This is a genomic window from Rhizobium etli CFN 42 (assembly GCF_000092045.1).
In the GTDB taxonomy this organism is placed as follows: Bacteria; Pseudomonadota; Alphaproteobacteria; order Rhizobiales; family Rhizobiaceae; genus Rhizobium; species Rhizobium etli.
In genome coordinates this window covers 524,055-536,931 of sequence record NC_007761.1, presented here as the reverse complement: position 1 = coordinate 536,931, position 12,877 = coordinate 524,055, and the positions used below count along the sequence as shown (strand labels likewise).

The following is a 12,877-nucleotide window of genomic DNA, read 5'->3' as shown; positions in this document are numbered from 1 at the left end:
TTCACTCCTAGTTTTCAAGCAAAGGGTCAGCGTACCCTTCGCTCGCGCGGTCGCGCGCTTATCACGCGCGACATCCGATTGATGGTTCAGATCGCGCCCAGGCACCAAGCAAGAATCGACTTCTGCGCATGAAGACGGTTTTCCGCTTCATCGAAGACGACGGATTGCGGGCCGTCGATCACCTCGTCCGTCACTTCCTCACCGCGATGCGCGGGCAGGCAATGCATGAACAATGCATCGCTGCCGGCCTTGGCCATCAAGGCCGCATTGACCTGATAAGGCTGGAAGACGTTATGACCCCGGGCCCGATGTTCCTGATTCATGGAGACCCAGGTATCGGTCACCACGCAATCGACGCCTTCGACCGCACGGTCGGCATCATGGCATAGCATGATTTCGGCGCCCTCGTTGCGGGCCCAGTTCAGATAGTGATCCTTGGGCTCCGAACCAAGGGGTACGGCCATGTTCATGCGGTAGCCGAAGCGCGCGGCACCTTCGACCAGCGAATGCAGCACATTGTTGCCGTCGCCGGTCCAGGCGATGGTCTTGCCTTTGATCGGGCCGCGATGCTCCTCGAAGGTCATGATATCGGCCATGATCTGGCACGGATGGGTATCGTCCGTCAGGGCGTTGATCACAGGCACGGTCGCATGTTCGGCAAGCTCCAGCAGGCGCGAATGCTCGGTGGTGCGGATCATGATCGCATCGACATAGCGCGACAGAACCTTGGCGGTGTCGCCGATCGTCTCGGCGCGGCCGAGCTGCATTTCGGTACCCGACAGGAACAGCGTTTCGCCGCCGAGCTGGCGCATGCCGACGTCGAAGGAGACGCGGGTGCGCGTCGACGGCTTCTCGAAGATCATCGCCAGCATCTTGCCGGCGAGCGGCTTGTCGCCCTTGCCAGCCTTGAAGGCCTGCTTGCGAGAAAGCGCGTCGTTCATGATGGTTCTGAGGTCGGCCGATGTAACGGCCGAAAGATCGAGGAAATGTTTAGGAGCCATGTTCTTACCTGTCGTGCGCCCGAAGGCGGCGATCCCTTCAAGCCGTCTTCTTGATCTTGGCGGCGCGGATGCTCTCGGCGGCGCGCTCGAGGCGCGCGAGCCCCTCGCGGGCTTCCTCGGCGGTGACCACCAGCGGCGGAAGAAGGCGGATGACGTTGTCGCCGGCCGGCACGCCGAGCAGATGCGCGGCGCGGATCGCCTGCAGCAATTCGGCCGAGGGAACCGCAGCCTTGACGCCGAGCAGAAGCCCCTCGCCTCGGATATCCTCGATCACATCGGGATAACGGTCCTTCAGCGAGGCCAGCCCCTGGCGGAAGACGAGCGCGACGTCGCGCACATGCTCCAGGAAACCCTCGGCGAGGATGACGTCGAGCACGGCACTGCCGACGGCCATGGCCAGCGGATTGCCGCCATAGGTCGAACCATGCGTGCCGGCCTTCATGCCGGAGGCAGCCTCGGCCGTGGCAAGGCAGGCGCCAAGCGGGAAACCGCCGCCAATGCCCTTGGCAACGGCCATGATATCAGGCGTGATGCCGGACCATTCATGAGCGAAGAGCTTGCCGGTGCGGCCGACGCCGGTCTGGACCTCGTCAAGGATCAGAAGCAGGCCGTTCTCGTCGCAAATCCGGCGGAGCGCCTTCATGAACTCAGTCGTGGCGGGACGCACGCCGCCCTCGCCCTGCACCGGCTCGATTAGGATTGCTGCCGTCGCATCGGTGATCGCGGCGCGGACCGCTTCGATATCGCCGAACGGCACCTGATCAAAACCCGGCGCCTTGGGGCCGAAGCCTTCGAGATATTTCTCCTGGCCGCCGGCGGCGATCGTCGCAAGCGTGCGCCCATGGAAGGCCCCTTCGAAGGTGATGATGTGGAAACGCTCGGGATGGCCTTTGGAAAACTGATAGCGGCGAGCCGTCTTGATGGCGCATTCGAGCGCCTCGGCACCGGAATTGGTGAAGAACACCTTGTCAGCGAAGGTGGCGTCCGTCAGGCGTTTGGCCAGGCGCTCCTGGCCGGGGATTTCATAGATGTTGGAGAGGTGCCAGACCTTGTCGGCCTGCTCCTTCAAGGCGGCGACCACATGCGGATTGCCATGGCCGACGGAGGTGACGGCGACACCGGCGCCGAAATCGAGATAACGCTCGCCGCTCTCGGTGATCAGCCATACGCCCTCGCCTCGCTCGAACCGCAGCGGGGCACGAGAATAGGTGTCATAAAGCGGCGCGGCTTCGGCCATGGCGCGGGTCTCCCGATCAGCGTTGTCAATCGCCGGACTCCGGCTAAGAAAACCAGGCCCGAAAAATCAAAAATGCCGCCTTTCGGCGGCAAGCGGTACTATTTCCTTTTCGCGCTGCAATGTCAACAAAACTGCGGCCTTAGCGTATGCAGCAAGCTTGTACAGCGGCACTTTCGGCCTTCAACAGGCATTATTGCAGAAATGACACGCAGAGGCAGCAAGTTGGGGAAAACTTGAAATTCGATTCATCCGGATTCCCGCGACTCTTGTCACGGAGTCAGCCTCACACTAGGTTAAAGTTCAATTACTAGACTGCATGCGGCGGAACTAGTCACCAAAATTGATCAAGCGTTTCTTGTTTCGGAGGCTTCCGGGACAACGGTGAGGGATTCTGCCATCACCAACGCAAAAGGTGGAGACAGGGCATGAACTGGACAGACGAGCGGGTCGAGAAACTCAAGAAGCTTTGGGCCGAAGGACTGAGCGCCAGCCAGATTGCTGCGCAGCTTGGCGGGGTCAGCCGAAACGCCGTTATCGGCAAGGTGCACAGGCTCAACCTTCCCGGCCGCGCCAAGGCCGGCGGCACAGCCACAGCGGCGCGCACGCCGAAGCGTCAGACATCCGCGCCGCGCGCGCCGAACTACGCCTCCCGGATCGCCACCCGCACCGTGACCCGCCAGCAGGGCGCAACCCTGCTGAAGGAAGAGATCGAGATCGAAACGGTCGAGGAAATGGAATACGTGCCGAAGGGCAACGTGGTCGTGCCGATTTCCCGCCGCCTCGGCCTGACGGAACTGACCGAACGCACCTGCAAATGGCCGGTCGGCGATCCGCTGAAGGACGATTTCCACTTCTGCGGCTGCGAATCCCCTGACAATTCGCCCTATTGCAGCTACCACCAGAAGCTTGCCTACCAGCCGATCAACGAACGCCGCCGGGCGGCAGCGCGGGTCAGCTGAGCGGGCAAACCATTGCTGGAAATGCGAAACGGGCCTCGTGGCCCGTTTTTTTATGGAATGGTGGAGCTGTGGCTGTAGGTGCTGATACGGCAAAGATCACGAACCACACGGTCTCAGAGCAATCCAGGAGAAGCCTGAAGCGATTTTCATTCAGGAATTGCGTAAGACGGCTCTTGCTTCCATGGAGAGCTGAACCGCTCCAGCTCGACTGCTTCAGACCTCTCGCCTCTTGCCGGCCGCCTTCCCCAAACTCCGTCATCCCAGGGCTTGACCCTGGGATCCACAACCAAGCACGCCGCTTCAATTTGTTCGCCTGCAGTGGGATGCCATCACTCTTTCCGCCGTGCCAGCCGCATGGATCCCAGGGTCAAGCCCTGGGATGACGGAGAAGAGGTTGTGCCGAATACACATAAGCTGCGCCGGCGGGTTGAAGGGAGTGGGGAAGGCTGCACCGGTGGGAATGCCGACCACACACACCCTCAGCTTAGGCTTCCATCGAATAGCCGGCGCCGCGGACGGTGCGGATGACGTCCTGCATATTGGAGAAGTTCAGCGCCTTGCGCAGGCGGCCGACATGGACGTCGACCGTGCGTTCGTCGACATAGATGTCGTGGCCCCAGACGCCGTCGAGAAGCTGCGAGCGGGAAAAGACCCGGCCCGGCGACGACATCAGGAACTCCAGCAGGCGGAATTCGGTCGGGCCGAGGCGGACTTCGCGGCTCTTGCGATGGACGCGATGGGTTTCGCGGTCGAGCTCGATATCGCCGCATTTCAGCACCGAGGACAGCACCTCGGGACGGGCACGGCGCAGCATCGCCTTGACGCGGGCGACGAGCTCGGGAGTCGAAAACGGCTTGACGACATAATCGTCGGCGCCAGTGGACAGGCCACGGACACGCTCGCTCTCCTCGCCGCGCGCCGTCAGCATGATGATCGGCAGCCGCTCGGTTTCCGGCCGCATGCGCAGGCGCCGGCAGAGTTCGATGCCGGAGACGCCGGGCAGCATCCAGTCGAGGATGAGAAGGTCGGGCGTGCGCTCCTGAAGCCTGATTTCGGCCTCGTCGCCGCGCAGGATGGTATCGACCTCGAAGCCTTCCGCTTCGAGATTATAGCGAAGGAGCACGCTGAGCGCCTCCTCGTCTTCAACAACTGCGACTCTCGGGATCATGCGTCTCCGTCTCCTCGCGCACAAGCCTTAAATCGGGACGATTTAATCAGGCGTCCTGCGCAAATTCAGAAATTGGCTGCGACCTCTTTGCGCGCCCCTAACTGGCGCGCACGCAAGTGACTGGTCCGGGCGGCGGGCCCGGGCGGCTCGCTCGGAACGATTATTCCGTCGCGGCGCCGACGGTGTTGGCGCTGTCATCCTTCGGACGATCGCCTTCCGGCTGGGCGCCCGTCGCCATGTAGTAGATCGTCTCGGCGATGTTGGTGGCATGGTCGCCGATGCGCTCGATGTTCTTGGCGCAGAAGAGCAGATGCGTGCAGCTCGTGATGTTGCGCGGATCTTCCATCATGTAGGTCAAGAGCTCGCGGAACAGCGAGGTGTACATCGCGTCGATCTCGTTATCGCGTTCGCGGATGGCGGTCGCCTTGTCGGCGGCGCGTGTCGTATAGACATCGAGCACTTCCTTGAGCTGGACGAGCGCCAGCTCGGACAAGTGCTCGAGACCGCGGGCGAGCTTGCGCGGAACGCCGGTGCTCTGCACGGCGATGACGCGCTTGGCGGTGTTCTTGCCGAGGTCGCCCACGCGTTCGAGGTCGGCGGCGATGCGGATCGAACCCATGATTTCGCGCAGATCCGCGGCCATCGGCTGGCGGCGGGCGATGGTGACGATCGCCTTGTCGCCGATCTCGCGTTCGGTGTGATCGAGGATCACATCGTCGGAGATGACCTTCTGCGCCAGCGCCGTATCGCCGTTGACCAGCGCCCGTACGGATTCGGCGACCATCTGCTCGGCCAGGCCGCCCATTTCGGAAATGCGCCTGGAGAGGAACTTCAGATCATCATCATAGGCAGAATAAATATGTGTCGATGCCATGGGGCTTTGTCCTCGAATAACGGGAAGGCTTCGGATGACCGCAATCAGCCGAAGCGACCCATGATGTAGTCCTGGGTGCGCGGATCGTCCGGATTGGTGAACATCTTGTCGGTGTCGTTTTCCTCGACGAGGTTGCCGAGGTGGAACATGGCGGTGCGCTGCGACACGCGCGCGGCCTGCTGCATTGAGTGGGTGACGATGACGATCGTGTAGTTCTCGCGCAGTTCGTGGATCAGTTCCTCGACCTTGGCCGTGGCGATCGGGTCGAGCGCCGAGCAGGGCTCGTCCATCAGGATGACCTCAGGGCTGACGGCGACGGCACGGGCAATGCACAGGCGCTGCTGCTGGCCGCCGGAAAGGCCGGTGCCGGATTCGTGCACGCGGTCCTTGACCTCGTTCCACAGGCCGGCGCGCTGCAGGCTGCTCTCGACGATCTGGTCGAGATCGGCCTTCGACTTCGCCAGTCCATGGATGCGCGGGCCGTAGGAGACGTTTTCATAGATCGACTTCGGGAACGGATTCGGCTTCTGGAATACCATGCCGACGCGGGCGCGCAGCTCGACGACGTCGATATCCGGATCATAGATATCGTCGCCGTCGAGGGTGATCTTACCGGCGACGCGGCAGCCCTCGATCGTGTCGTTCATGCGGTTGAGGCTTCGCAGGAAGGTCGACTTGCCGCAGCCGGAAGGGCCGATCAGCGCGGTTACGGTGTTTTCACGGATGTTCAGGTTCACATCGAAAAGCGCGCGCTTCTCGCCGTAGTAAACCGAGACATCCTGTCCGATCATTTTATACGGGACGTTGCTCATCTTCTGATCCAGCGCCTTTTCAACTGCAGCTTCCGTCAACATGTTCATGATATCTACTCCGTTTACCAGCGGCGCTCGAAGCGACGACGCAAGAGAATGGCGCCCATGTTCATGACGATCAGGAACAGGAGCAGAACGATGATGGCACCCGAAGTACGCTCCACGAAGGCCCGTTCGGCCTCGTTCGCCCACATATAGACCTGCACCGGCAGGGCCGTCGAGGGCTCGAGCGGTGTCGCCGGCGCGTTGGCGACGAAGGCGACCATGCCGATCAAGAGCAGCGGCGCGGTTTCGCCGAGCGCATGCGCCAGGCCGATGATCGTGCCGGTGAGGATGCCGGGCATGGCAAGCGGCAGGACATGGTGGAACACCATCTGCATTTTCGAGGCGCCGAGGCCGAGCGCTGCGGCCCGGATCGACGGCGGCACGGCGCGCAGCGCCGCACGCGTGGCGATGATGATCGTCGGCAGCGTCATCAGCGTCAGCACTAGGCCGCCGACCAGCGAGGCCGAGCGCGGCAGGCCGATGAAGTTGATGAAGACGGAAAGGCCGAGCAGACCGTAGACGATCGACGGGACCGCGGCGAGGTTGTTGATGTTGACCTCGATCAGGTCCGTCAGCTTGTTCTTCGGTGCGAACTCCTCGAGATAGATCGAGGCGGCAACCCCGATCGGCAGGGACAGCGCCAGCACGATCAGCATCAGGTAGAGCGATCCGATGAGGGCAACGCCAAGACCTGCAGCCTCCGGACGGCTGGAATTGCCGTTGACGAAGAGGCCGGTGTTGAACTCTTTGGTCAGAGCCCCGCTCGCCTTAAGCTGGTTCATCCAGTTAACCTGCTTGTCGTTGACCTTGCGGTTCTTCTCATCGACGGAAAGATCGATCTGGCCCTTGTTGGCGCTGTCGATATTGGCGTCGGCGAGAACGGAGACATTGACCGTCTTGCCGATCAGCGAGGGATCGGCGACGACCATGTCGCGCAGCTGGATCGGCGCACTCTTGGAGAGCATGGCGGTCGCGTCGCGCACATCAGGCTTGCTCGACGCATTGATGTTCAGCTGCTTGACGATCGCGTCGCGCAGCAGAACCGGATAGTTGGCGGCGACCAGCACCGAAGGGTCGCTCGCGCGCTTGTTGTTCGGGTCGATCGTCTTCTCGGTGAATTCGATCGGCAGGGTGATCGCGGTCTGCTGGAAGGCGGTGTAACCTTTGCCGATCACCGTCCACAGCAGGATGAACAGGAAGACGAGACCGAAGGTGATGGCGGCGATGCCATAGGCCTGAAACCGGCGCTCGGCGGCGTAGCGGCGCTTGATGCCGATATCGCGACGGGCTGGCGCCTTGGAAACGGTGACACCTGCCGTGGGAGAAACAATATCCGTCATTCGTACTGCTCCCGGTATTTGCGCACGATGTAGAGCGCGTAGATATTGAGGCAAAGCGTGATGCAGAACAGGGTGATGCCGAGGGCAAAGGCAACCAGCGTCTGCGGCGAGGTGAATTCAAGGTCGCCCGTCAGCTGGTTGACGATCTTGACGGTCACCGTCGTCATCGGCTCGAAGGGGTTGATCTGGATGCGGGCGGCGACACCGGCGGCCAGCACGACGATCATGGTTTCGCCGATGGCGCGCGAGGCGGTCATCAGCAGCGCGCCGACGATGCCGGGAAGGGCGGCCGGCAGCACCACCTTCTTGATGGTTTCGGAGCGGGTGGCGCCGAGACCGAGCGAACCGTCACGCAGGGCCCGCGGTACGGCGGTGATGATATCGTCCGACAGCGAGGACACGTAGGGGATCAGCATGATGCCCATGACGATGCCGGCGGTCAGAACGCTCTGCGCCTGGATGAAGTTGGTGTAGCTGCCGGAGAGCAGGCCGCTGATCTGAGCGGAGAAATCGCGCAGGAACGGACCGACGGTGACGAGGGCGAAGAAGCCGTAGACGATCGTCGGAATGCCGGCCAGCACTTCGAGAAGCGGCTTGGAAATCCCGCGCACCTTGGGCGAGGCGTATTCAGCCATGTAGATGGCGGCGAACAGCCCGACCGGCACGGCGACCAGCATGGCGACCAGACCGATATAGAGCGTGCCGAGCAAGAGCGGGATCAGGCCGAACTGGCCGAAGGACGAGCCGCCGGCGCCGGCAAAGCGCGGATCCCAGACGGTGCCGAAGAAGAAATCGCCGGCTGGAACGACGGCAAAGAAGCGCGTGGCTTCCGACAGCATCGACAGAACGATGCCGACCGTCGTCAGGATGGCGATCGAGGAGGCGAGCAGCAGCCCCCAGAGCATGACGCGCTCGACGCGGTTGCGGGCGCGGAAGCGGGGCGCGATGGCGCGCAGCGCGTAGAAGGCGCCGGCGACAGCCAGAACGAAAACAACCGCGGTCATGGCCAGGCGGCTCGTCAGGCTCATGGCGTTGAGCTTCTTGGCGGCCTCGACCATGTAAGGCTGCGGCTGGCCGGCGAGCGGCACGCCCTTCTCACTGAGCTTGGCCTGCAGGGCGGCCGGATCGTTTGCGACAGCGGCGGCTTCGTCGGAAGTCAGCATCGTCAGGCCGCGCGCGACCGTCGCCACCATCGAATAGCTCAGATCCTGCTCGACTGCGGCCTCGGCCTTAACGTCGGCGGGGAAAGTGCCGCGCACCGAGGACTGAATGATACCGGGGCTGACCGAGAGCCAGACGCAGAGAACGATGAGGGCCGGAAGAACGGCCCAGATCGCCGCATAGGCGCCGTAATAGGCCGGCCGGGAATGCAGTGCGGAGGACCTGCCTCCGGCAAGGGCTGCGGCACGGCCGCGCGCGACCAGATAGGCGACGGCGCCGATCACCACAAGGCACAGAAGTATGACGGATGTGCTCATTCGTTACGTCCCCAGGCCCGTGGCCCCCAAAAAGCGCGGCGGCTTCATCAGCCTACCTTCGGCTTCCAATCATGGAGAAGGATTTCAACCCTGCAGCGGAAAGACCGGGACGCAGGGACATAAGCGATGCCGGCGCGGGCCTTGAAGCACCGCGCCGGCAAAGTCATTACATGGACTTACCGGCTTCGACGTCCTTGCGGATCGCGTCACGCTCGGCATCCGGAGCGGCAACGAGGCCGTACTCAGCCAGCGGGCCGTCGGGGCCGATCATCTGGTCGGATACGAAGAAGTTGACATATTCCTTGAGGCCCGGAACGGCGCCGAGATGTGCCTTCTTGACGTAGAAGAACAGCGGGCGGGAAACCGGATAAGTGCCGTTGGCGATCGTTTCGGTGGACGGGACGATGCCGTTCACGCTGGCGACCTTGAGCTTGTCGGCGTTGTTTTCATAGAAGGAAAGGCCGAATACGCCGACGCCGGTCTTGTTGGCGGCGATGCGTGCGAGGGTTTCCGGATAGTCGCCGTCGATGTCGACGGCAGCGCCGTCCTTGCGGACTGCGACGCAAGCCTTGGTCTGGGCAGCCTTGTCGGAGATTTCCTTGGCGATGACGTCGAGAGCGCCCGAAGCCTTGCAGCCGGCGGCAAGAACGTTCTGTTCGAAGACTTCGCGCGTCCCGTGCTTTTCGCCCGGGATATAGGCGGCGATATCAACAGCCGGGAGCTTCGGGTTGACTTCCGACCACTTCTTGTAGGGGTTGGCGACGAGCTTGCCGTCGACGACGACCTGGGCTGCGAGGGCCTTGTAGATGTCGGCGGGAACGTAGGCGACATCGGGATTGGACGAGTCGGTTGCGAAGACGATGCCGTCATAACCGATCTTGACTTCCTGGATGTCCGTCACGCCGGCGGCCTTGCAGGCTTCCAGCTCGTTCTTGTTGATCGAACGCGAAGCGTTTGCGATGTCGATGGTGTCTTCGCCAACGCCCTTGCAGAATTCCTTTAGGCCAGCGCCCGTGCCACCGGACTCGACTACCGGTGTCTTGAAGTTGGTGAAGGTCTCGCCGAAGGATTCGGCAACGATCTTGGCGTAAGGCAGGACGGTGGACGAACCAGCGATCTGGATCTGGTCGCGAGCGACGGCTGCGCCAGCGAAAGCAACAGTTGCAGCGAGCGCAGCAACGGTGAGCTTGAAGGTGTTCATTAAAATCTCCCGCATTGGGCTTGTGTGAGTGCGGCCTAAAGAGGCCCCCGCAGTGCCATTTTTCATCGGCGGGACTCTCTTAGCGCTGTAAGCACCGTCCTTTTATGTCAAACGCGTGAAACATTTGTGACAGGTTAAGTCTTTGTTTTTAAATGATCAGTAATACGAGATCCGACTGATTGCGTCGGCGGATGGAAAAGCTCGGACCGCAGAGCGATCTGGCGTTGCAAAATTTTCACAGATGGCCCGTCGGTTGTCGGATGCGCGCAAACAAAGCGAAAGGGGTGCGCCGCGACCTCGCGACTCCGGGGAGAAGGGACATGCCGCAACCGTTCGATCCTCGTCCAGAAGGGACCACAAATATCAGAAGCGCACTGTAAAATTGGTGCCCTTGCCGACCTCGGACTTGACGATCAGCCGGGCGCGGTGGCGGGTCAGGATATGTTTGACGATGGCAAGGCCGAGGCCGGTGCCTTTTTTCGAGCGGCTGTCCTCGATGCTGACGCGATAGAAGCGTTCCGTCAGACGCGGCACGTGCTCGGCCGGAATGCCTGGCCCCTTGTCGACGATGCTGACCTCCACGGGCGCCCCGGCGCCGTTCTTCAGCCAGACATCGACGATCTTGCCCTCCTGGCCGTATTTGCAGGCATTCTCCATCAGGTTCTCGAAAACCTGCACAAGCTCGTCGCGGTCTCCCAGCACCTCGACCTTACCATCGGGCAGATGCAGGTTGATGTCGACGCCGACATCTCTGGCCAGCGGCACCAGCGAGTCGCGGACATGGCCGAGCAGCGGCACCAGATCGACCTTTTCATCCGGCGCGATGTGCGATTTCAGCTCCAGGCGGGAGAGCGACAGCAGGTCGTCGACCAGCCGGCTCATGCGGGTGGCCTGATCAAGCATGATGCCGAGAAACTGCGCCTGCGCCTTCTGATCGTTCTTCGCCGGCCCCTGGATGGTCTCGATGAAGCCGCGCAGCGAGGCAAGCGGCGTGCGCAGCTCATGGCTGGCATTGGCGACGAAATCCGACCGCATGCGGTCGATCCGGCGGACCTCCGATATATCGCGGAAGGACAGGATGAAAAATCGCTCCGTCTCTCCGTCGGCCTGGAATTCGACAGGCGCGCTGCGGACGATATAGACGCGTTCGGACGGCAGCCGCTCGGCATGCTCGATCTGGTTCGGCGCATTGGTGGCGATGGTTTCGCGCACCATGTCGAGCACGCCGGGGGAGCGCAGCCGGGCCGATATATGTGCCCCGATCGCCACCTCACCGAAGGCCTTTTCGGCGGCACGGTTCTGGAACAGCACCGAGGCGTCGTCCGACAGCACCATGGCGGGGACATCGAGCCCGGCAAGCGTGGCGGAAACGTCAGGCAGCCGGCTTGGAGGCGCGTGCGGCTCCGTCTCCACCGGCTCGACGGGTTTCGCATTGAGGACCGGCGCCTCGTTGAACAACGCCGCCAAGATCATCACGAGCAGGAGAACGAGCACCACCCACTTGTTCATCCCGGCGGCAAGGGCGGCAAGGGCGCTGAGGATGGCTGCAAGCAGCACGGGGCGTTCGCGCCGGATGCGCGCCAGCAGGCTTTTCCTCCAGGGGGTTTCGTCTTGCAAATGGGCCTCGCGGCGTCGATTCGTTTCTTATATTGAACTCTGCCTGATAGCGGCAATTCATGACAGAAAGTTTTCGGCTGGCGCCGCTCAAGCGTAAGACTGCAGCGCAAGCTCGGGAAAAATCACCGGCCAAAAGCGAAAGATTTGATTTTCAACGGCAAATATGTTCGCCTGCGGCCACAGGACCACGAGCGCAGGAGGAGCATATGGGCGAGACTGTCGAAAGCAGGGCCGTGGAGCTCGATATCCGCGGCAAGAAGCGCATCTTCGACGTCGACGATCCGGTTCTGCCGGACTGGGTGGACGACCACGCGCTGGAATCCGGCGAATTTCCTTACAAGAAGAAACTGAACGAGGAGGATTATCTGGAGCAGCTGGAAAAGCTTCAAGTCGAGCTCGTCAAGGTGCAGTTCTGGCTGCAGGCGACCGGCAAGCGGGTCATGGCGCTGTTCGAGGGGCGGGATGCCGCCGGCAAGGGCGGCGCGATCTCGGCCTCCTCCGCACATATGAACCCGCGCCTCGCCCGCGTCGTGGCGCTCGCCAAACCGACCGAACGCGAGCAGGGGCAATGGTATTTTCAGCGTTATGTCGCGCAGTTTCCGACGGCGGGCGAATTTGTGCTCTTCGACCGCTCCTGGTACAACCGCGCCGGCGTCGAGCCGGTGATGGGCTTCTGCACGCCGCAGCAATATGAAGGCTTCCTCAAACAGGCCCCGCAGCTCGAAAAGATCATTGCCCATGAGGGGATCTTCTTCTTCAAATTCTATCTCGATATCGGCCGCGAGATGCAGCTCAAGCGTTTCCACGATCGCAGGCACGATCCGCTGAAGGTCTGGAAGCTGTCGTCGATGGACATCGCGGCGCTGGCGAAATGGGGCGATTACAGCGAAAAGCGCGATCGGATGCTGAAGGAAACCCATACGGATTTCGCGCCATGGACCGTCATTCACGCCAACGACAAGCGGCGTGCAAGGCTGCAGCTCATCCGTCACATGCTCAACCGGATGGATTATGACGGCAAAGACGAGGCGGCGCTCGGCGCTATCGACAAAGAGATCATCGGCTCAGGCCCCGGCTTCCTGAAATAGATCCCTGCCGCTGCCGGAGGGCGCCGCGCGTCTCTTCAGACGCGGCGCTGTAAAAAG

General features: G+C 62.0%; 11 protein-coding genes. 2 read left to right on the top strand and 9 right to left on the bottom strand.

Features of this window, described 5'->3' with window-relative positions:
- Positions 1-86: 86 nt before the first annotated feature.
- A complete protein-coding gene (gene argF, locus RHE_RS02615) occupies positions 87-1,001 on the bottom strand; it encodes an ornithine carbamoyltransferase (protein WP_011423890.1) in 915 nt (304 codons plus the stop codon).
- 37 nt (positions 1,002-1,038) lie between these two features.
- Positions 1,039-2,238, bottom strand: coding sequence for an aspartate aminotransferase family protein (locus tag RHE_RS02610; RefSeq protein ID WP_011423889.1), 1,200 nt, complete (start codon positions 2,236-2,238; stop codon positions 1,039-1,041).
- Between the two features lie 425 nt (positions 2,239-2,663).
- On the opposite strand from RHE_RS02610, the gene RHE_RS02605 reads away from it, so the two are divergent.
- A complete protein-coding gene (locus RHE_RS02605) occupies positions 2,664-3,197 on the top strand; it encodes a GcrA family cell cycle regulator (RefSeq protein WP_011423888.1) in 534 nt (177 codons plus the stop codon).
- 484 nt (positions 3,198-3,681) lie between these two features.
- Here RHE_RS02605 and phoB read toward each other — a convergent pair whose 3' ends face one another.
- The 7 genes from phoB to phoR form a co-directional block, all read right to left on the bottom strand.
- Positions 3,682-4,365 carry a phosphate regulon transcriptional regulator PhoB gene (gene phoB, locus RHE_RS02600; RefSeq protein ID WP_004672768.1) on the bottom strand — a complete coding sequence of 228 codons (684 nt, stop codon included), beginning with the start codon at positions 4,363-4,365 and terminating at the stop codon, positions 3,682-3,684.
- A 160-nt stretch (positions 4,366-4,525) separates the two neighbouring features.
- A complete protein-coding gene (gene phoU / locus RHE_RS02595) occupies positions 4,526-5,239 on the bottom strand; it encodes a phosphate signaling complex protein PhoU (RefSeq protein ID WP_004672769.1) in 714 nt (237 codons plus the stop codon).
- A 44-nt stretch (positions 5,240-5,283) separates the two neighbouring features.
- On the bottom strand, positions 5,284-6,099 hold the full coding sequence (pstB, locus tag RHE_RS02590; protein ID WP_011423887.1) for a phosphate ABC transporter ATP-binding protein PstB: 816 nt from the start codon (positions 6,097-6,099) through the stop codon (positions 5,284-5,286).
- Positions 6,100-6,113: 14 nt separating this feature from the next.
- The gene (pstA, locus tag RHE_RS02585) at positions 6,114-7,436 is read right to left on the bottom strand and encodes a phosphate ABC transporter permease PstA (protein WP_011423886.1); all 1,323 of its coding nucleotides are present in this window, start codon (positions 7,434-7,436) and stop codon (positions 6,114-6,116) included.
- Entirely contained in the window at positions 7,433-8,914 is a 1,482-nt protein-coding gene (pstC, locus tag RHE_RS02580) for a phosphate ABC transporter permease subunit PstC (RefSeq protein WP_011423885.1), read from the bottom strand. The genes pstA and pstC overlap by 4 nt, the downstream gene beginning before the upstream one ends.
- A 166-nt stretch (positions 8,915-9,080) precedes the next feature.
- Positions 9,081-10,115: a substrate-binding domain-containing protein gene (locus RHE_RS02575; protein ID WP_011423884.1), complete on the bottom strand. Its 1,035-nt coding sequence runs from the start codon at positions 10,113-10,115 to the stop codon at positions 9,081-9,083.
- Positions 10,116-10,478: 363 nt separating this feature from the next.
- Positions 10,479-11,699: a phosphate regulon sensor histidine kinase PhoR gene (gene phoR / locus RHE_RS02570; RefSeq protein WP_042119155.1), complete on the bottom strand. Its 1,221-nt coding sequence runs from the start codon at positions 11,697-11,699 to the stop codon at positions 10,479-10,481.
- 239 nt (positions 11,700-11,938) lie between these two features.
- Between phoR and ppk2 the strand changes: the two genes are divergently transcribed.
- Entirely contained in the window at positions 11,939-12,820 is an 882-nt protein-coding gene (ppk2, locus tag RHE_RS02565; RefSeq protein WP_011423882.1) for a polyphosphate kinase 2, read from the top strand.
- The last annotated feature ends 57 nt before the right edge of the window (positions 12,821-12,877 follow it).

What these genes read in the sequence shown, in the direction of transcription:
- pstB (WP_011423887.1), bottom strand. Translation starts at nt 6,099, where the DNA reads ATGAACATGTTGACGGAAGCTGCAGTTGAAAAGGCGCTGGATCAGAAG.
- pstA (WP_011423886.1), bottom strand. Translation starts at nt 7,436, where the DNA reads ATGACGGATATTGTTTCTCCCACGGCAGGTGTCACCGTTTCCAAGGCG.
- RHE_RS02610 (WP_011423889.1), bottom strand. Translation starts at nt 2,238, where the DNA reads ATGGCCGAAGCCGCGCCGCTTTATGACACCTATTCTCGTGCCCCGCTG.
- phoU (WP_004672769.1), bottom strand. Translation starts at nt 5,239, where the DNA reads ATGGCATCGACACATATTTATTCTGCCTATGATGATGATCTGAAGTTC.
- RHE_RS02575 (WP_011423884.1), bottom strand. Translation starts at nt 10,115, where the DNA reads ATGAACACCTTCAAGCTCACCGTTGCTGCGCTCGCTGCAACTGTTGCT.
- ppk2 (WP_011423882.1), top strand. Translation starts at nt 11,939, where the DNA reads ATGGGCGAGACTGTCGAAAGCAGGGCCGTGGAGCTCGATATCCGCGGC.
- pstC (WP_011423885.1), bottom strand. Translation starts at nt 8,914, where the DNA reads ATGAGCACATCCGTCATACTTCTGTGCCTTGTGGTGATCGGCGCCGTC.
- RHE_RS02605 (WP_011423888.1), top strand. Translation starts at nt 2,664, where the DNA reads ATGAACTGGACAGACGAGCGGGTCGAGAAACTCAAGAAGCTTTGGGCC.
- phoB (WP_004672768.1), bottom strand. Translation starts at nt 4,365, where the DNA reads ATGATCCCGAGAGTCGCAGTTGTTGAAGACGAGGAGGCGCTCAGCGTG.
- argF (WP_011423890.1), bottom strand. Translation starts at nt 1,001, where the DNA reads ATGGCTCCTAAACATTTCCTCGATCTTTCGGCCGTTACATCGGCCGAC.